Source organism: Xanthomonas sp. NCPPB 3200 (assembly GCF_056393585.1).
In genome coordinates this window covers 3,826,781-3,846,174 of record NZ_CM150785.1, presented here as the reverse complement: position 1 = coordinate 3,846,174, position 19,394 = coordinate 3,826,781, and the positions used below count along the sequence as shown (strand labels likewise).

The following is a 19,394-nucleotide window of genomic DNA, read 5'->3' as shown; positions in this document are numbered from 1 at the left end:
CAATAATTGTTTCAACTGAATGCCTCCCGGTGTCATGGTGCGTCCCATCCTTGTGGGGAATCCACCTAGGGCGCCGAAAAACCCCCGGTGATAGATTGACTAACGGTCTGTCGGCGCATGTCGGCAGCCTCTTTTGCCGGCACGACGAGGGGATGGGAGAGCGTGGACAGGGTCGGGGCGCATGCGCATACAGGCTGCGTCCGCAGCACATGCGTGCGGCGGACCGGGCTGCTGTGGCGATGGGCGTTGCTGGCCTGCATCCTGCTCGGCGTGTGGCCGGCCGGCGCCCAGCCGCCGACCCATACCGCGTATCACACCGTCACGCGCTGGAGCATGGACGACGGCCTGCCGCACAATCTGGTGCATGCGGTGGCGCAGGGCGCCGATGGCCTGATCTGGCTGGGCACCTGGGAAGGCGTGGCGCGCTTCAACGGCCGCGACTTCACCGTGTATGACCGCCAGAACACACCGGGCGTCGAGCTGGGGGGCGTGTTCGTGGTGATACGCGACAGCACCGGCGGGATGTTGTTCGGCACCGCGTTCGATGGCGTCTATCACTACCAGGACGGCCACTGGCAGCAACTGGGCGACGCTTCGGCGCGGCACCTGGCGGTCAGTGCACTGCTGCGACGCGCCGACGGCGCGCTGTGGGTCGGCACGCCGCAGACGCTGTACCGCATCGAGCCGGATGGGCGGGTGGTGGACGTCGGTCGCCAGGCCGGCCTGCCGCGCGCGCGCATCACCGCGCTGGCGGCCGAGGGCAGTGGCGATTTATGGGTGGGTACCGAAGTCGGGCTCTATCGTCTGCCCCGCGACGGCAGCGCAGCCGAGGCCTGGGGCGAGGCACATGGGATGCGTGCCGCACCGGTGCGGCGGCTGGCCGGCGATCGTCAGGGCGGCCTGCTCGTTGCAGGCGACGACGGCGTGTGGTGGTGGAGCCGCGGCGGCGGCCTGCAGCGGTTCCGCCAGGGCCAGCGCGTGGATGCATTGCTGCTGGACCGGCGCGGACATCTGTGGATGAGCCTGCCCTCGGGCACGCTGGTGGTCCACAGCGGCGCGAATGCGCCCGACGAACAGATCGCCATTTCAGGAGTGGCCAGCCCGGCGCTGCTGGAAGACGCCGAGGGCCTGATCTGGGTCGGCAGCACGCACGGCCTGTTCCGCATTGCCGAGGGCGCCGCGCACGGCATCACCCACGAGGACGGGCTGGCCTCGGACTATGTGCGCACGGTGTTGCAGACCGGCGACGGCACCGTGTGGGTGGGCAGCGCGGTGGGCCTGGACCGCTGGCGCAATCGTCAGATCAGCCGCGTGTCGGTGGTGCCGAACCAGGGCGGACGCGTGCTGGAGCAGTCGGTGCTGTCCCTGGCCGACGCCGGCGATGGCGGCGTCTGGGCCGGCACCTACAGCCAGGGTGTGGTGCGGCTGGATGCGCAAGGTCGCGTGCTGGCGCGCATCGGTGCGGCCGACGGCCTGCCGTCGCTGTCGGTGCGCGCGGTGTTGCCGGATGGCCAGACGCTATGGATCGGCACCACGGCCGGGCTGGTGCGCTGGCGCGATGGCAAGGCACGCCGCTACACCGCCGCCGACGGCGTACCCGATGGCTCGGTGCAGGTGCTGTATCGCGACACGCTGGGCACCGTGTGGATCGGCACCGATCGCGGCATGACCGCGCTGTCGGCAAACGGCAGCACGCGCGCATGGCTGGGCGAGCAGGATTTTCCCGGGCAGAACGCCTTCGACTTCCTGCGCGATGCCAAGGGCGACCTGTGGATCGCCAGCGATCGTGGCCTGCTGCGCCTGAGTGGTGAGACCTTTCGCGTCTACGACCACCGGGTCGGGCTGCCGCGCGACAAGGTGTTCCGGGTGATCGATGACGGCCGCGGTTATTTCTGGTTGTCGAGCAACCATGGCGTGTTCCGCATCGCGCGCAGCGACTTCGACCAGCTCGATGCCGGGACGCGCGAGCAGTTGAGCGTGGAGGTGGTGGATCGCAGCGACGGCATGCCCGGCAATCAGGGCAACGGCAGCAGCGCGCCGGCCGGCTGGATGACGCAGTCCGGGCAGCTGCTGTTCCCCACCGCTGCGGGCCTGGGCGTGATCGATCCGGCGCGCGTGGGCACCTTGCAAGGCCATCGCGTGCCGATCGTGTTCGAGCGCCTGCTGGTCGACGGCATGGTGCAGCCGCTCACTGGCCTGCATCGCTTCGGTGCGGAGACCCGGCGCATCGCCATCGGCTATGCCGGGTTGAATTTCCGTGGCCCGGACAAGGTGCGCTACCGCTACCGGCTGGATGGCTTCGACCCGGACTGGGTGGACGCCGACAGCACCAGCGAGGCGGTCTACACCAATCTGCCGCCGGGGCGCTTCCGCTTCCGTGTCCAGGCGATGTCGCTGCCGGTGGACTGGCGACAGACCGCGCTGTTGGGCGAATCCAGCCTGGTGATCGCGCTGGCGCCGCCGTGGTGGCGTCGTGGCGAAGTGATCGCCCTGGGCATCCTCGGGCTGGGCAGCCTGATCTACGGGTTTTATCTGTGGCGTACCGCCACTTATCGCCGCCGGCAGCGCCAGCTCAATACGGTGATCGACGCACGCACACGCGAGCTGAGTGACAAGAACCTCGCGCTGCAGCAGGCCAGCCAGGAGCGCGAAGCCCTGATGCGCCAGCTCGAATACCGCGCCAGCCATGACGTGCTGACTGCCTTGCCGAATCGCCGCGAGGCCGAGCGGGTCCTGCAGCAATGGTTCGACGATGCGCACGCCGGTGGCGCCCCGTTGGCGTTGGTGCTGATGGATATCGACCACTTCAAGCACATCAACGACGAATACGGCCACGAGGTCGGCGATGCGGTGCTGTCCGCGATCGGCGAAGCACTCAGTGAACAGGATCGGGCACAGTGCTTTGCCGCGCGCCACGGTGGCGAAGAGTTTCTGCTCGCGGCAGTGGGTGTGGACGCGGCACAGGCGCGCGCCTTGTTCGAACGCATGCGCCAGCGGCTCGCCGCGATCGCTGTCCAGACGCAGGGCACGACGGTGCGCTGCACCGCAAGCATGGGCATGGCGATGAGCGATGAGGCACCGAGCCGGCGCGAATTGCTGGCGCTGGCAGACCGCCGTCTGTACCACGCCAAGCGGCTGGGGCGCGATCGGTTGGTGGATCAATAAGGCTGCTGTGTTGCCGGCAGCGTGGAGCTGCCGCGCTCACGTCTGAAACTGGTCCGCCTGCGCATGCAGCAACGCGACAAATGCCTGCGCGGCACGCGACAGGGTGCGCCCGCCATGGGTCACGCAGCCCAGCTCGCGCGACAGCGCCACGTCGGGCAGCGGCAGCGCCACGATCTGATGATCGATCATGCGCTCCGGCAACACGCTCCACGCAAGGCCCACCGACACCAGCATCTTGATCGTCTCCAGATAATTGGTGGTCATGCGCAGGCTCGGCACCAGGGCGCGCTCGGCGAACAGACCGGCGACAATGCGATGGGTGAACGTGCCCGGGTCCGGCAGCACCGCCGAATGCGCCACCACATCTTCCAGCGACACCGCGCGCAATGCGGCCAGCGGGTGATCCGGCGCCACCACGAACTGCAGGCGGTCATGCCAGATCGGTTGCGCGCGCAGCGGCGCACGCGTATCGGGTGCCAGCGTGGTGACCGCCAGCTCCACCTCGCCGCGCAGCACCGCGGCATAGGCCAGTTCCGAATCCAGAAACTGGATGTCCAGCGCGGCCTGCGGATGTTGCGCAGCGAAGCCGCGCAGCAGGGCGGGCAGGCGGTGCAGGCCGACATGATGGCTGGTGGCCAGGCTCAGGCGCCCGCCGACCGCCGCGCCAAGATGCTCCAGCACGCGGCGGGTGTCCTGCAGCTCGGCCAGGATGCGTTGCGCACGTGGCAGCAGGGCCTGGCCGGCCTCGGTCAGCACCACCTGGCGACCAAGGCGGTCGAACAGTCGCGCCGACAGTTGCGCTTCCAGCAAGGCGATCCGCTTGCTCACCGCCGGCTGGGTGAGATGCAAGGCCTCGCCGGCTGCCGAAAAGCTGCCGCTTTCGGCGATCGCCACGAAGGCGCTGAGGCTTGCCAGGTCCATTGCCATTCCCAAATTTCATTTGTTGAATAAACAATATGAATTTGCGTTATCCAAGGCAAGCTCCTAGCATCGAACGCAGCCAGGTGGGTGCTCCCACCATCCGCCAACCGGATCGCCGCAATGACTGCCAAGACGCTGTACGACAAGCTGTGGGACCTGCACGAGGTCACGCGCCGCGACGATGGTTCGTCGCTGATCTACATCGACCGCCACATCCTGCATGAAGTGACCTCGCCGCAGGCGTTCGAAGGCCTGCGCCTGGCCGGGCGCAAGCCGTGGCGCATCGACGCCAACATCGCCACGCCCGACCACAACGTGCCGACCACGCGTGCCGAGCGCCAGGGCGGGCTGGAGTCGATCTCCGACGAAGTCTCGCGGCTGCAGGTGCAGACGCTGGACGAGAACTGCGACGACTTCGGCATCCTCGAGTTCAAGATGAACGATGCGCGCCAGGGCATCGTGCATGTGGTCGGCCCCGAGCAGGGCGCCACCCTGCCGGGCATGACCGTGGTCTGCGGCGATTCGCACACCTCCACCCATGGCGCGTTCGGCGCGCTGGCGCACGGCATCGGCACCTCCGAGGTCGAGCATGTGCTGGCCACGCAATGCCTGATCGCCAAGAAGATGAAGAACATGCAGGTGCGCGTGGAAGGCACGCTGCCGTTCGGCGTGACCGCCAAGGACATCGTGCTGGCGGTGATCGGCAGGATCGGCACCGCCGGCGGCAACGGCCATGCACTGGAATTTGCCGGCAGCGCGATCCGCGCGCTGTCGATGGAAGGCCGCATGACCATCTGCAACATGTCCATCGAAGCCGGTGCGCGCGTGGGCATGGTGGCGGTGGACGAAAAGACCATTGCCTACGTGCAAGGTCGCCCATTCGCGCCCAAGGGCGCCGACTGGGAGGCGGCGGTCGCGCTGTGGCGCACGCTGGTCTCCGATGCCGACGCGCACTTCGACACGGTGGTGGAACTGCGCGCCGAAGACATCAAGCCGCAGGTCAGCTGGGGCACCTCGCCGGAAATGGTGCTGGCGGTGGATCAGCAGGTGCCCGACCCGGCAACCGAACAGGATCCGACCCGGCGCGATTCGATCGAGCGCGCGCTGAAGTACATGGGCTTGCGCGCAAACCAGCCGATCACCGAGATCCGCCTGGACCGCGTGTTCATCGGCTCGTGCACCAACTCGCGCATCGAAGACCTGCGTGCGGCCGCTGCGGTTGCGAAGGGCCGCAAGGTCGCCTCCACCATCAAGCAGGCGCTGGTAGTGCCGGGCTCGGGTCTGGTCAAAGCGCAGGCCGAGGCCGAAGGCCTGGACAAGGTGTTTCTGGACGCCGGCTTCGAATGGCGCGAGCCGGGTTGCTCGATGTGTCTGGCGATGAACCCGGACAAGCTGGGCAGCGGCGAACACTGCGCCTCCACCTCCAACCGCAATTTCGAAGGCCGCCAGGGCGCCGGCGGCCGCACCCATCTGGTCAGCCCGGCAATGGCCGCAGCGGCGGCGGTCAGCGGGCATTTTGTTGATGTGCGTGCGTTGCAGGGAATCGAGAATCGGGAATAGAGAATCGCAACGTCCGTCCCGTCTCCGCTCTGCCAATTCCCCATTCTCCACTCCCCATTCCCGGCATCCCAATGACCCCTTTCACCCAACACACCGGACTGGTGGCGCCGCTGGATCGCGCCAATGTCGATACCGATCAGATCATTCCCAAGCAATTCCTCAAGTCGATCAAGCGCACCGGTTTCGGGCCGAACCTGTTCGACGAGTGGCGCTATCTGGACATCGGCGAGCCCGGTCGCGACAACAGCCAGCGCCCGATCAATCCGGAGTTCGTGCTCAATTTCCCGCGCTATCAGGGCGCCAGCGTGTTGCTGGCACGCGAGAACTTCGGCTGCGGTTCCTCGCGCGAGCACGCGCCGTGGGCGCTGGACGAATACGGCTTCCGCACCGTGGTCGCGCCCAGCTTTGCCGACATCTTCTTCAACAACAGCTTCAAGAACGGCCTGCTGCCGATCGTGCTGGCCGAAGCGGAAGTGGACGCCTTGTTCGAGCAGTGCCTGGCCACCGAGGGCTATCAACTCACTGTGGATCTGGCCGCACAGCGCGTGCGCCGCCCCGATGGCGTGGAATACGGCTTCGACATCGATGCATTCCGCAAGCACTGCCTGCTCAACGGCCTGGACGACATCGGCCTGACCCTGCAGGACGCCGATGCGATCGGTCGCTTCGAGCAAGGCCATCGCGCGCGTCAACCGTGGCTGTTCGGCGCGCTGCAGTGAGCGCGGTTGCCACCGCTGACGCCGGTGCGCTGAGCGAGCATGTCGCTGCGCAGTTCGGGCCGCAGGCGCAGGCTTATCTGCACAGCGACGTGCATACGCAAGGCGCCGAGTTCGCCGAGCTCCGCGCAGGTCTGCAGGGTCATTGCAACGGGCGATCGCTCGACCTGGGCTGCGGTGCCGGGCATGTGAGTTTCCAGCTGGCGCCGCTGATGGCCGAGGTGGTGGCCTACGATCTATCTGCCGACATGCTCGAGGTCGTGGCGGCCACTGCCGCAGAGCGTGGGCTGACCCAAGTGCGCACGGTGCAAGGTGCCGCCGAGCGCCTGCCGTTCGAGACCGGCAGCATCGATGCAGTGGTCAGCCGCTACTCGGCGCACCATTGGAGCGACCTGGGACAGGCACTGCGCGAAGTGCGGCGCGTGCTGCGTCCAGGCGGAATTGCGGCCTTTGTTGATGTGGTGGCGCCTGGCCTGCCGCTGCTGGATACGCATCTGCAGGCGATCGAGTTGCTGCGCGATACCAGCCATGTGCGTGACTACAGTGTTGCGCAGTGGTTGCAGACGCTGGGCGATGCCGGCTTGCAGGTGCAGCGGCATCATTGCCAACGGCTGCAGCTGGACTATCTGAGCTGGGTAGACCGCATGCGCACGCCCGAAGTGCTGCGCGCGGCCATTCGCGCATTGCAGGGCGCGGCGGTAGACGAAGTGCGCGAATACTTTCAGATTGCGGCCGATGGTTCCTTCAGCACGGATGTGCTGGTGGTATGGGCGGCACGTTGATTTTCAGGGCGCTACGGCGCCAACCTATGAGGATTGCATGAGCAAGCAGATTCTGATTCTTCCTGGCGACGGCATTGGCCCGGAGATCATGGCCGAAGCGGTCAAGGTGCTGACGCGCATCGATGCGCAACATGGTTTGGGTTTCAGCCTGGTGTACGACGAACTGGGCGGCGCGGCCTACGACAAGTACGGCAGCCCGCTGGCCGACGAAACGCTGGAGCGCGCACGCGCCGCCGACGCAGTGCTGCTGGGCGCCGTCGGTGGGCCGCAATGGGACACCATCGACCCATCGTTGCGCCCGGAGCGGGGCCTACTCAAGATCCGCTCGCAGCTTGGGTTGTTCGCCAATCTGCGTCCGGCACTGCTGTATCCGCAGCTGGCGGAGGCCTCCACGCTCAAGCCGGAGGTGGTATCCGGGCTGGATCTGCTGATCCTGCGCGAGCTCACCGGCGGTATTTATTTCGGTCAGCCGCGGGGCACGCGCACGCTGGAAAACGGCGAGCGTCAGGCCTACGACACGCTGCCATACAGCGAAAGCGAGATCCGCCGCATCGCCAAGGCCGGTTTCGAGATGGCACGTTTGCGCGGCAAGAAGCTGTGTTCGGTGGACAAGGCCAATGTGTTGGCATCGAGCCAGCTGTGGCGTGCCGTCGTCGAAGAAGTGGCCAAGGACTATCCAGACATCGCGCTGTCGCACATGTACGTGGACAATGCGGCGATGCAGTTGGTGCGTGCGCCCAAGCAGTTCGACGTGATCGTGACCGACAACATGTTCGGCGACATCCTGTCCGACCAGGCGTCGATGCTCACCGGCTCGATCGGCATGCTGCCCTCGGCCTCGCTGGATGCCAACAGCAAGGGCATGTACGAGCCGTGTCATGGCTCGGCGCCGGACATCGCAGGCAAGGGCATCGCCAATCCGCTGGCCACCATCCTGTCGGTGGCAATGATGTTGCGCTATACGTTTGCGCAATCTGCTGCAGCAGATGCAATCGAGCAGGCGGTCGGCAAGGTGCTCGACCAGGGCCTGCGCACCGCCGACATCTGGTCGGAAGGCACGACCAAGGTTGGCACGGTGGCAATGGGTGATGCAGTGGTGGCCGCGCTGTAACAGCGCCCGCTTCCCCGAGGTGTCGTGGCTGTACTGGTGGCTATCGTTCTTCTGACGATAGCCACTTTCGTTTGGCGGCTGCCTCATCCGTGACCACATCATTCAACCGAAGCATCTGCATGAACCTGCGGATGGTGTGCGCAGGACTGGTCGGCATGCAGGTCGGTCGGCGGCGCGGCGCCGCATCCGGTGTCGGGACACGCTGTGAATCCGTCCCTGGAGGCTCGGTGGCGGCATCCAGGCCGCCACACGGTCCCGCCCCCGGACGCGACACCACGCTCCCAAGATTGCTACTGCTGATCGGCAAGCAATGCGTCAAGCACGTGTTGATGCCTGCGGACTTCCTGGCCGATGTAATCAGCAAGCCATCTATCTGCTCACGTCGCCAGGATGGACGCTCCGAACGACCTGCATGCCCAGCATGCCCTCTGCATTTCTTCCGCACCCGATAGCAATTGGTGATGCTTGCGCGGGTGCCGGCGTGGGACCTTGAGCGGCATGGATGCCGCGCCAGAGCCTACATGGACGTACTTGCGGCGTGTCCCACACCGGTACGCGTGCAAGCGCCCGCAGCAAACCGAAGCATTCGCGCAAAGTCGGCAGACCTCGTGCGCGAGGCTGTTCTGTGTCGGTGCGCGTGCAAGCGCCTGCAGCAACCCGATGCATTCGTACAGAACCCGCAGATGCCGCCCCCCAAGATCGGTGGCGCGGCGCCGTATCCAGTGACGGTAGGCGCACAGGCGCCCGCAGCAAATCGACGGCCTTGCAAGAAAGTTGGAACACCAAACACCAGAACGGCCAGCAGATCACGCTGCCGGCCGTCAGGTTTGCATCGTCCAGCGAATGAGCGGTGTTACGCCACCGCAGCCGTCTTGCCGGCGACCACGCCGCGCTCGCGCTGACGCAGCAGGCGGTTGGCTACATCCAGCCACGCTAGGGCGCTGGCTTCGATGATGTCCTTGCTGGTGCCGGTGCCTTCGTATTCCACGCCATCGTGGCGCACGCTCAGGCTGGCTTCGCCGCGCGCATCTGCGCCGATGCCCACGCTATGCACTTGGTAGCTGTCCAGCTCCAGCTTCACACCGGTGGCCGAGGCCAGTGCGCCGAAGAGCGCATCCACCGGACCATTGCCCTGCGCGGTTTCGGCCACGCGATTGCCTTCCGGATCGGACAGCTCCACCAGCGCATTGGCGCGGCTGCCGACATCGCTGATGGTCATCGACGCCAGGCGATAGCCTTCCTGCACAGTGGCGTCCTGCATCAAGGCCTGCAGGTCCGCGTCGGTGACCACGCGCTGCTTTTCGCACAATGCCTTGAACTGCTCGAAGACCAGCTTGACCTCTTCTTCCTCCAGCAGGTACCCCAGGGCACGCAGGCGCTGTTCCACCGCCGCGCGGCCGCTGTGGCGGCCCAGCACCATCTGCGAGGACTCCCAGCCCACGTCCTCCGGACGCATGATTTCGTAGGTGCCGCGATGGCGCAGCATGCCGTGCTGGTGGATGCCCGACTCGTGCGCGAACGCATTGCCGCCGACCACTGCCTTGTTGCGCTGCACTGGCATGCCGACCAGGCGCTGCAGCAACTGCGAGGTGGAGACGATGCGTGGGGTGTTGATGTCGGTATCGATGTTGTAGAACGCACCGCGCACCTTCAATGCCATGGTGATTTCTTCCAGCGCGCAGTTGCCTGCGCGCTCGCCGATACCGTTGATGGTGCACTCGACCTGCCGTGCGCCGCCTTCGATCGCCGCCAGCGAGTTGGCCACTGCCAGGCCCAGATCGTTGTGGCAGTGCGCGCTGAAGATCACGGTGTCGGCACCTTCCACGCTGGCGATCAGGCGCGAGAACATGCCGCGGATTTCTTCCGGCGTGGTAAAGCCTACCGTGTCCGGCAGATTGATCGTGGTGGCACCGGCGGCGATCGCCACGCGCGCCACCTCGGCCAGGAAATCCTCTTCGGTGCGGGTGGCGTCTTCGGCGGAGAACTCGATGTCGTCGATATAGCCGCGCGCCAGCGTCACATGCTTGTGCACCGACTCCAGCACCTGCTCGCGGCTCATGCGCAGCTTGTGCTCGCGGTGCAGCGGGCTGGTGGACAGGAAGACATGCAGGCGCGGATTGGCGGCCGCCTCCAGCGCACGCGCGGAGGTTTCGATGTCGGCCTGCAGGCAGCGCGACAGCACCGCCAGCGTGGGGCGACGCAGCTCGCGGCCGATCATCGCGACGGCCTCGCGGTCCGAATGCGAACTGGCCGGGAAACCGGTTTCGATGATGTCCACGCCGAGTTCGTCCAGCGCGCGCGCCATCACCAGCTTTTGCTGGGGCGTCATGCTGCAGCCGGGGGATTGCTCGCCGTCGCGCAGGGTGGTGTCGAAAATTCGGATACGCGGGGTCTGGTTGGATACGGTCGTGTTCACCAGGAAGACTCCTCTACGGCGATGGCGGTGACAGGCGTTGGAGCGACTGCGGATGGGCGGGAAAGAACGGGTGTTTCGGGAAGTGACTTGGCGCTGCGTTCGTTGCGAAGTCGCTCGGTATTGCGACGACGTGGCTTGCGTGGCGGCCGCGGCCGCACCTCGGACAAGAGTGTGGCCAGAACAGTTGCGTCGATATTACCGCCAGAGACCACCGCACACTTGCGTTTCCCTGAAACGCGGCGACCGGCGGCCAAGGCCAGCGCGCCAGCGCCCTCGGCGATGACGTGTTCTTCCAGGGCCAGGCGCACCAGCGTTTCGCGTAATTCGGCCTCGCGCACGATCACCACATCGTCGAGCAGGCTCGCGCACAGGCGGCGGGTCAGAAAGCCGGGAATCTTGACCTTCACGCCGTCGGCCAGGGTGGGGACGGGAGCGATTTCACGCAGATCGCCACGTACGGCGCGCGCCATCGAATCCACACCTTCCACCTGCGCGCCGACGATGCGCACGCCTTGCGATTTCAGCGCCAGCGCCACCCCGGAGGCCAGCCCGCCGCCGCCGATCGGCACGATCACCACGTCCGGCGCATGCGCGGCCAGCTCGATGCCAACCGTGCCTTGCCCTGCGATCACATCCGGGTCGTCGAAGGCGGACAGAAAACGGTAGCCGTTCTGGTCGGCCAGCTCGCGCGCGAACGCAAACGCCTCGTCGTAGCTGTTGCCATGCTGGCGGACGGTGGCGCCCCAGTGCGCGACGCCGGCAATCTTGGTCTGCGGCGCGCCGTAGGGCATTACCGTGATGGCCTGCACGCCCAGCCGGTACGCCGACCACGCCACACCTTGCGCATGATTGCCGGCCGAGGCGCAGATCACCGGGCGCTCGTCGCCGCGTTCCAGCCCCGCCAGCAAGGCGTTCAATGCACCGCGCACCTTGTACGAGCCGGTGCGCTGCAGATTTTCCAGCTTCAACCACACACCGAAGCGCTCGGCGTAATGCAGCGGCGTGGGCGACAGATACTTGCGCAGACGGGCCTGCGCGGCCAGGACGTCGGCCACGCTGACCGCCACGTCGCCTACGTCTGGCTCCTGCGGGGAGGGGCGGCCGGAATCAGGCATTGCGGCACGCGCACGGCCGATCCGGGAGAAGACACCTCCGGACAGCGGTTTCATGCTCGCGCGAGGTCCGGGCGTTCACGCCGCGACCTCGACCGAGTCCAGCGCGGTGATCGTCACCGACTCGCAGTCGTACACCTTCTCCAACTGCAGGCGCAGCGTCTCCGGCGGGCGGGCGCTGTCCACGTCCAGTTGCAGATGCCAGCGGCCGGCATCGTCCGGGGCGCTGGCGCCCTGGATGGCGCAGGGGCGGAAGCCGCGTCGCTCGGTCATGCCGAGCACGCGCACCAATGCGCCTTCGGCCGGCTTCAGCACCAGGTCAAGCCGGTAACGCATGCGATGTCTCCTTGGCCGCGTGTGCGGGGTTGCTGTCCAGCATGGTGCTGTTGGCGTTGTTGGGCGGCACCAGCGGCCATACGTTGGCACGCGCGTCGATGGCCACATGCAGCAGGCCGGGGCCGGGTTGCGCCAGCAGTTCGGCCAGCGCGGCATCGACATCGCCGCGCGCGATGATGCGCTTGGCCGGGATGCCGAAGACCTGCGCCAGGGCGGCAAAGTCCGGGTTGTCGGACAGATCGATTTCGCTGTAACGCTCGGCAAAGAACAGTTCCTGCCACTGCCGCACCATGCCCAGCGAGCTGTTGTCCAGCAACACGATTTTGACCGGCAGCTTGCAGCGCGCGATCGTCACCAGCTCCTGCACGTTCATCATGAAACTTCCGTCACCGGAGACCAGCACCACGGTGCGGTCGGGGCAGGCGAACTGCGCGCCCATCGCCGCCGGCAGGCCGAAGCCCATCGTGCCGAGCGCGCCGCTGGTGAGGTGATTGCGCGGATCGTTGAAGCGGCAATGCTGGGCCACCCACATCTGATGCTGGCCCACGTCGCACGCGATGATGGTGTCGGCCGGGGCCACTTCGCTCAGGCGCTTGAGCAGCGCCGGCGCGTAGATATCGGTGCCGGGCGCGTCGTAACGCGCGCCGAATTTTTCGCGGTTGGCAAAGCAGCGCGTACGCCATGCCTGGCAATTGCCACGTGCCGCGCTCAGTGCTTTCAGGCTGACCGCCACATCGCCGGGCACGGCGATGTCGGCCGTACGCAGCTTGGAGATTTCATACGCATCGGCATCCAGATGGATGACGCGCGCGAATGGTGCGAACTCGCTCAACTTGCCGGTGGCACGGTCGTCGAAGCGTGCGCCGACCACCACCAACAGATCGCATTCCTGGATCGCCATATTGGCCGCGCGGGTGCCGTGCATGCCCAGCATGCCCAGATAATCCGGATGCGCATGCGGCAGCGCGCCCAGGCCGCGCAAGGTCAGCGCGGTGGGAATGCCGGTGGCTTCGACAAAGCGCCGAAACGCCTCCACCGCACCGGCCAGGGCGATGCCGCCACCGCCGTACACCACCGGGCGTTCGGCGCTGGCGATGGCCGCCAGCGCTTCGGCCAATTTCGCATCTTCCGGGGCCGGAGGCGGCAACACTGCCGCCGGCACATGATCGGGCAGATGCGAGGCATCGGCGATCTGCACGTCCTTGGGCAGGTCGATCAGCACCGGCCCGGGACGTCCCTCGCGTGCGATGCGGAACGCTTCACGCACCATCTCCGGAAGATCCTCCACACGCCGCACCAGAAAGCTGTGCTTGACGATCGGCATGGTCATGCCGAACACGTCCAGTTCCTGGAACGCATCGGTGCCCAGCAGGGGCGTGGCGACCTGCCCGGTCAGGCACACCATCGGGACCGAATCGAGCATCGCATCGGCGATACCGGTGACCAGATTGGACGCGCCCGGGCCGGAAGTGGCCACGCACACGCCGACCCGGCCGCTGGCACGGGCGTAGCCATTGGCGGCGAGGGCGGCGCCCTGTTCGTGACGGACCAGGATGTGCTTGAGCCTGGAATCCACCAGGGCGTCGTAGAACGGCATGATGGTGCCGCCCGGATAACCGAACAGCGTTTCCACGCCTTCGGCTTCCAGGGCCTGCGTCAGCCAGCGCGCGCCGTTGCGGGGCGTGCTGTGTGCGGAGGTGTTCATGCGTTGCGGACCTTCGGTGTTAGCGGTGGGGGTGCGGCGGCATTACGCCGCTTGTTGATTCGCAGGTGCGGCGGCGGCCTGCTGCTGACCGTTGAGCCACACCATCTTGGCGCGCAGCTTCTTGCCCACTTCCTCGATCGGGTGCTCCAGATCGGCCTGCTTGAACTTGGTGTAGTTCGGCAGGCCGGCTTCGTATTCGGCCACCCAGTTCTTGGTGAAGGTGCCGTTCTGGATATCGGTCAGCACGTCCTTCATGCGCGCCTTGGTGCTGGCGTCGATCACGCGCGGGCCGCTGACATAATCGCCGTATTGCGCGGTTTCGGACACGAATTCCAGCATGCGGGTGATGCCGCCTTCGTAAAACAGGTCCACGATCAACTTCAGTTCGTGCAGCACTTCGTAGTACGCGATCTCCGGCTGGTAGCCGGCTTCCACCAGCACTTCGAACCCGGCCTGCACCAGCGACGAGGCGCCGCCGCACAGCACGGCCTGCTCGCCGAACAGATCGGTTTCGGTCTCTTCTTTGAAAGTGGTCTTGATGATGTTGGCGCGCGCCCCGCCCAGGCCGCCGGCATAGGTCAGCGCGAACTGCTCGGCCTTGCCGCTGGTGTCCTGGTAGACCGCATAGATGCACGGCACGCCGCGGCCGATCTCATATTCGCGACGCACCAGCGCGCCCGGACCCTTCGGCGCGACCAGCACCACGTCCAGATCGGCGCGCGGGGTGATCATGTCGAAATGCACGTTCAGGCCATGCGCAAACAGCAGGCAGGCGCCTTGCTTCATGTTCGGGGCGATGACCTCTTCGTAGAGCTTCTTCTGCACCATGTCCGGGGTCAGGATCGCGACCAGGTCGGCACTCTTGACCGCCTCGGCCGGCGCCACCACGGTGAAGCCGTCGGCCTGAGCCTTGGATTCGGTCGGGCCACCGGCACGCAGGCCGACGGTGACGTCGAAGCCGGAATCGCGCAGGTTCAGCGCATGCGCGCGGCCCTGGCTGCCGTAGCCGATGATCGCGATTTTCGGTTGGGTGTCGTTGCTCATGGAGTAGTCCTTGCGGGGTTGGCAGTGGGAAAAGGATCAGCCGGCAGCGTCAGGGGCTGGCCGGCCGAGCAAAACGGGGATGGACGACGGCACCAGCCATGCAGGCACTGCACCAGCGCAGTGGTCGGCGCGGGTAGGGCAGCTGGTGGCGATGTCGGTGATGTCGTTCATGTCATTCGAAACTTTTGGTGGTCCCTGAAACGCGAAACCCCGCGCCGTTGCCGGTGCGGGGTCTGATCGAAGCCTTGTGTGTCTGTTGCCTACACGAAGTCCCGTCCCGCACCGGTTGGCGAGGTAATAAGTACGAGCACGAGAAGCGACGCTGCCGACGCGCCGATGGGCGCGGACACTGGGGCGTTCGAGGTGGTGTGGCGGTGCGACATGTGGCTGAGATAACCATCGCTGCAGGTGGGGTGTCAACCCTTGCGCATGAAACGGCCGCATCGATCGGCGCTGTGCCGCGCGAAACCGCGTGGCAGCAGCATGGTTGCTGTTGAAACCGCATCGTTGCAGGGTGGTGACGGGCGATGCGAGTCACTAAATGCGCGGTATTTGTGCTGACAGGCAGCGCTTGCCGAGCGAGGCGGCCCGACCCGCTGGTATGGTTGGCCACTTACCTGTGGTGTCCGGGGATCTTCTGTCATGCGTCGCGTACCTGTGTTGTTGATGTCTGCCCTGGCGCTGCTCGCGCCGCCCCTCACTGCTGCCGACCGGATCACCGGGCAGCCGTTCGCCACCCGCTCGGAAGTCATCGCCCCGCACGCGATGGCGGCGACCTCGCAGCCGCTGGCCACCCAGATCGCGCTGGATGTGATGAAGGACGGCGGCTCGGCAGTGGATGCGGCGATTGCCGCCAACGCCGCGCTGGGCCTGATGGAGCCCACCGGCAACGGCGTCGGCGGGGATCTGTTCGCCATCGTCTGGGACCCCAAGACCAGCAAGCTCTACGGCTACAACGGTTCGGGCCGCTCGCCCAAATCGCTGACCCTGGCCGAGTTCCAGCGCCGTGGGCTGAAGGACATACCGCCGACCGGCCCGTTGCCGGTCTCGGTGCCGGGCGCGGTGGATGGCTGGTTCGCGCTGCACGAGCGCTTTGGGCGCAAGCCGATGGCGCAGAACCTGGCCCCGGCGATCCGCTATGCCCGCGAGGGCCATCCGGTGGCCGAGACCATCGCCTATTACTGGGACCGCTCGGTGCCGCGGCTATCCCAGTACCCCGGCTTCAAGGAGCAGTTCACCATCGACGGCCATGCTCCGCGCAAGGGCGAGCTGTGGAAGAACCCGAACCTGGCCAACACCTTGCAGCAGATCGCCGACGGTGGCCGCGATGCGTTCTACAAGGGCGACATCGCCCGCACCATCGGCGCCTATTTCAAGGCCAATGGCGGCTACCTGAGTTACGAGGATCTGGCCAGCCACACCGGCGAGTGGGTGGAGCCGGTGTCCACCAACTACCGTGGCTATGACGTCTGGGAGTTGCCGCCCAACAGCCAGGGCATCGCCGCGCTGCAGATGCTCAATATCCTGGAAGGCTACGATTTCTCCAAGATCCCGTATGGCTCGGCCGAGCATGTGCACCTGTTCACCGAAGCCAAGAAGCTGGCCTTCGCCGACCGCGCGCGCTTCTATGCCGACCCGGCCTTCCAGCCGGCGCCGCTGGCCAGGCTGATTTCCAAGAACTACGCCGCGCAGCGTCGCGCGCTGATCTCCATGGACAAGGCGCTCAAGGAAGTGCAGCCGGGCACGCCCAAGCAGCTGGAAGAAGGCGACACCATCTACATGACCGTGGCCGATGCCGACGGCATGATGGTGTCGCTGATCCAGTCCAATTACCGCGGCATGGGCAGCGGCATGGCCCCGCCCGGGCTGGGCTTCATCCTGCAGGACCGCGGCGAGATGTTCGTGCTGAAAAAGGATCACCCCAATGGCTATGCGCCGGGCAAGCGGCCGTTCCAGACCATCATTCCCGCCTTCGTCACCAAGGACGGCAAGCCGTGGCTGAGCTTTGGGGTGATGGGCGGGGCGATGCAGCCGCAGGGGCACGTGCAGATCGTGATGAACCTGGTGGACTTCCATATGAATCTGCAGGAGGCCGGTGACGCGCCGCGCATCCAGCATGAAGGCTCCACCGAGCCGACCGGCCAGGCCACCGCGATGAGCGACGGCGGCGAGGTCAACCTGGAAACCGGCTTCTCCTATGACACCATTCGCGCGCTGATGCGCAAAGGCCACCGGGTGATCTTTGCCGATGGCCCGTATGGCGGGTACCAGGCGATCGCGCGCGACCCGGCCAGCGGGGTGTATTACGGCGCTTCGGAAAGCCGCAAGGACGGGCAGGCCGCCGGCTACTGAGCGGGCGCTTGCGGTGCGTGGCGCCGCTCAATTGCAACCGCAGTGCGCCGCTAATGATGGTGATGGATTAGGAAAGCCCATGAGCTCGATGCAACAGCCCGATCCGCCGTCGCAAACGTATGCGGCGCTGCTCCCCGATGCACCGGTCGCGCTGTTGCGGCTATCGGCCGAGGCCTGCGTGGTGGCCTGCAACCGCGCAGGCCTGGACGTCCTGGGCAAGACCGCCGGCGAGCTGCAGGGCGCGCCGGCGTCGGTGTTGTGGGGATTGAGCGAAGCCGATCTAGTCGGCGAAGACGGCGTCTGGGCGGCCCCGGGCGACGACCCGGCCCGGCGCGTGCGCTATGTGCGCGACCGCGAGCACGGTGGCTGGATGCTGTCGTTGCCGCATGTGGAAACCGCGATCCTGCTGCGCGAAGCCACCCGTCTGGCCGAAGACAGCCGGCCGGTGCCGATCTCGCCGCTGCTGCAGCCGCTGGTGGCGCGCCTGCAGGCCGAACACGAAGACCGCACCGTGCTGGAGCGCACCGCCAACGCGTTGGCTGGTTGCGAGCTGGAACTGCTGCTGCCGCCCGGTCTGGCGGAGACCGACATGGGGCGCCGGCTGCAGGCCGGCTTCGGCAATCTGGCCGAAGCGATCCGCCAGGCCGTGGCGTTGTCGGTGCAGATCGCCGCCGAAGTGCCGCCGCTGGTGGCCGAAAACGACGGCATGGTGCGTCAGTCGCAGGCGCAGGCCGATGCACTGGATGGCGCCCGCACGGCGGTGCAGCGGCTCTCTTCGAGCCTGCAGGACGTCAACGCCGATCTGGCGCAGGTGATTGCGCTGGCTGCCAGTGCCGACGACAGCGCACGTCAGGGCGTCGCCGCCGCACATGCGCTGGGCCAGGCCATGCACGAAGTGGAACGTCGCGCCGCGCGTGCCGGCGAGGTCATCGAAGTCATCGACTCGGTGGCGTTCCAGACCAATATCCTGTCGATCAACGCCGGCATCGAAGCCGCGCATGCCGGCGATGCGGGGCGCGGGTTCGCGGTGGTCGCCACCGAGATCCGCCGCCTGGCCGAACGGGCGGCAGCGGCAGCGCGCGACGTGCGCGCGATCCTGGCCGAAACCAGCGCCGCGGTGGGCGAGGGTGCGGCCTCCGCGCGCGGCACCGAAGCGGTACTCGACGGCATCACCCGCGTGCTCGGCCAGGCCAGCAGCGCGATGACCACCGTGGCCGGGCGGATCCAGGCGCAGGACGGTGAGATTCGCGGCATCGAACGTGCCGTCGATGGCGTGGTGGCGCTGGGTCGCAGCAACCTGCAGCATGCCGCGCACGTGGCCGAACGCAGCGAGGCGCTGGAGCGCGGTACCGAAACGCTGCGCGATTGCGTGGGCCTGTTCCGTCTGCCGGCCGACCCGCTGACAGTGCCCCGGCACGCGCGCGTCAAGGAACTCACCGTGGCGACCGCCGCTCGTATCGGCACTGCCCTGGCGCAGGCCATCGCACGCGGCCAGATCGACGAAGCGGCGCTGTTCGCCCGCACCTACACGCCGATTGCCGGCGTGGAGCCGGCCAAGTTCACTACCGACTTCGATGCGCTTTGCGACGAGGTATTACCGGCCTTGCAGGAGCCGCTGCTGGATGCGCATCCGTGGATCGTGTTCGCCATCTGCGCCAATCCCGACGGCTATGTGCCCACGCATAATCTGCGCTTCACCCAGCCGCTGACCGGCGATCCCAAGCGCGATCTGGTCGGCAACCGCACCAAGCGCAAGTTCACCGACCGCGTCGGCCGCAGCGTGGGCGCGCACACCGACCCGTATCGCCTGCAGGTCTACCGCCGCGACACCGGCCAGATCATGTTCGACCTGTCGGCCCCGATCTTTGTGGGCCGCAAGCACTGGGGTGGTTTGCGGGTGGGCTATACGCTGGAATGACGCGACCGCATGCGTGCACGTTAAAAAAAAAAGCCGCCGAAGATCGGCGGCAGGGAGAGAGAGCGGGTTTCTTGTTGTAGTGACTGCAGGCTAGCGGGGGGATGTGCCGTGGAAATGTCCCTGCATGGCGCCGCTGGCGTGCTGCGTGCCAAGCGGCCGCCTGCGTGTCAGCCCTGGCACATGCACAACGACCTCCCGAGGGAGGCCGTTGTGACAACCGGCGTATCCAGCCAGCGGGCCCGGCGGCCCAAGGGCG

13 protein-coding genes are annotated in these 19,394 nt (G+C 66.6%); 7 read left to right on the top strand and 6 right to left on the bottom strand.

All coding sequences use genetic code 11. The annotated features are described in order from the left end of the window. Positions 1-117 precede the first annotated feature (117 nt). Positions 118-3,165 carry a diguanylate cyclase gene (locus AC06DU_RS16560; RefSeq protein ID WP_478202856.1) on the top strand — a complete coding sequence of 1,016 codons (3,048 nt, stop codon included), beginning with the start codon at positions 118-120 and terminating at the stop codon, positions 3,163-3,165. Positions 3,166-3,201: 36 nt separating this feature from the next. On the opposite strand, the gene AC06DU_RS16555 is transcribed toward AC06DU_RS16560, so the two are convergent. After that, positions 3,202-4,086, bottom strand: a complete 885-nt coding sequence (locus tag AC06DU_RS16555; protein WP_478202855.1) for a LysR family transcriptional regulator — start codon at positions 4,084-4,086, stop codon at positions 3,202-3,204. Between the two features lie 120 nt (positions 4,087-4,206). Here AC06DU_RS16555 and leuC point away from each other — a divergent pair, with 120 nt between their 5' ends. From leuC to leuB, 4 genes are all read left to right on the top strand, one after another. Further along, the gene (gene leuC, locus AC06DU_RS16550) at positions 4,207-5,646 is read left to right on the top strand and encodes a 3-isopropylmalate dehydratase large subunit (protein ID WP_102251313.1); all 1,440 of its coding nucleotides are present in this window, start codon (positions 4,207-4,209) and stop codon (positions 5,644-5,646) included. 71 nt (positions 5,647-5,717) lie between these two features. After that, complete coding sequence (gene leuD / locus AC06DU_RS16545; protein ID WP_478202854.1) at positions 5,718-6,365, top strand: 3-isopropylmalate dehydratase small subunit; 648 nt, start codon at positions 5,718-5,720, stop codon at positions 6,363-6,365. Further along, positions 6,362-7,144, top strand: coding sequence for a class I SAM-dependent methyltransferase (locus AC06DU_RS16540; protein ID WP_478202853.1), 783 nt, complete (start codon positions 6,362-6,364; stop codon positions 7,142-7,144). Before leuD ends, AC06DU_RS16540 begins: the two co-directional genes overlap by 4 nt. A gap of 37 nt (positions 7,145-7,181) precedes the next feature. Next, entirely contained in the window at positions 7,182-8,255 is a 1,074-nt protein-coding gene (gene leuB / locus AC06DU_RS16535) for a 3-isopropylmalate dehydrogenase (protein ID WP_047127201.1), read from the top strand. Positions 8,256-9,108: 853 nt separating this feature from the next. On the opposite strand, the gene AC06DU_RS16530 is transcribed toward leuB, so the two are convergent. The 5 genes from AC06DU_RS16530 to ilvC form a co-directional block, all read right to left on the bottom strand. Next, the gene (locus AC06DU_RS16530) at positions 9,109-10,671 is read right to left on the bottom strand and encodes a 2-isopropylmalate synthase (RefSeq protein WP_024940104.1); all 1,563 of its coding nucleotides are present in this window, start codon (positions 10,669-10,671) and stop codon (positions 9,109-9,111) included. Further along, on the bottom strand, positions 10,668-11,738 hold the full coding sequence (locus AC06DU_RS16525; protein ID WP_024940103.1) for a threonine dehydratase: 1,071 nt from the start codon (positions 11,736-11,738) through the stop codon (positions 10,668-10,670). Before AC06DU_RS16525 ends, AC06DU_RS16530 begins: the two co-directional genes overlap by 4 nt. 123 nt (positions 11,739-11,861) lie before the next feature. Continuing rightward, positions 11,862-12,119, bottom strand: a complete 258-nt coding sequence (locus AC06DU_RS16520) for an ACT domain-containing protein (RefSeq protein ID WP_179465249.1) — start codon at positions 12,117-12,119, stop codon at positions 11,862-11,864. Continuing rightward, positions 12,103-13,824 carry an acetolactate synthase 2 catalytic subunit gene (gene ilvG, locus AC06DU_RS16515; RefSeq protein WP_016902671.1) on the bottom strand — a complete coding sequence of 574 codons (1,722 nt, stop codon included), beginning with the start codon at positions 13,822-13,824 and terminating at the stop codon, positions 12,103-12,105. Before ilvG ends, AC06DU_RS16520 begins: the two co-directional genes overlap by 17 nt. 42 nt (positions 13,825-13,866) lie before the next feature. Then, positions 13,867-14,868: a ketol-acid reductoisomerase gene (ilvC, locus tag AC06DU_RS16510; protein WP_024940100.1), complete on the bottom strand. Its 1,002-nt coding sequence runs from the start codon at positions 14,866-14,868 to the stop codon at positions 13,867-13,869. Positions 14,869-15,510: 642 nt separating this feature from the next. Here ilvC and ggt point away from each other — a divergent pair. Next, positions 15,511-17,220, top strand: a complete 1,710-nt coding sequence (gene ggt / locus AC06DU_RS16505) for a gamma-glutamyltransferase (RefSeq protein WP_024940099.1) — start codon at positions 15,511-15,513, stop codon at positions 17,218-17,220. Between the two features lie 79 nt (positions 17,221-17,299). Further along, a complete protein-coding gene (locus AC06DU_RS16500; protein WP_478202852.1) occupies positions 17,300-19,138 on the top strand; it encodes a methyl-accepting chemotaxis protein in 1,839 nt (612 codons plus the stop codon). Positions 19,139-19,394: the final 256 nt, after the last annotated feature.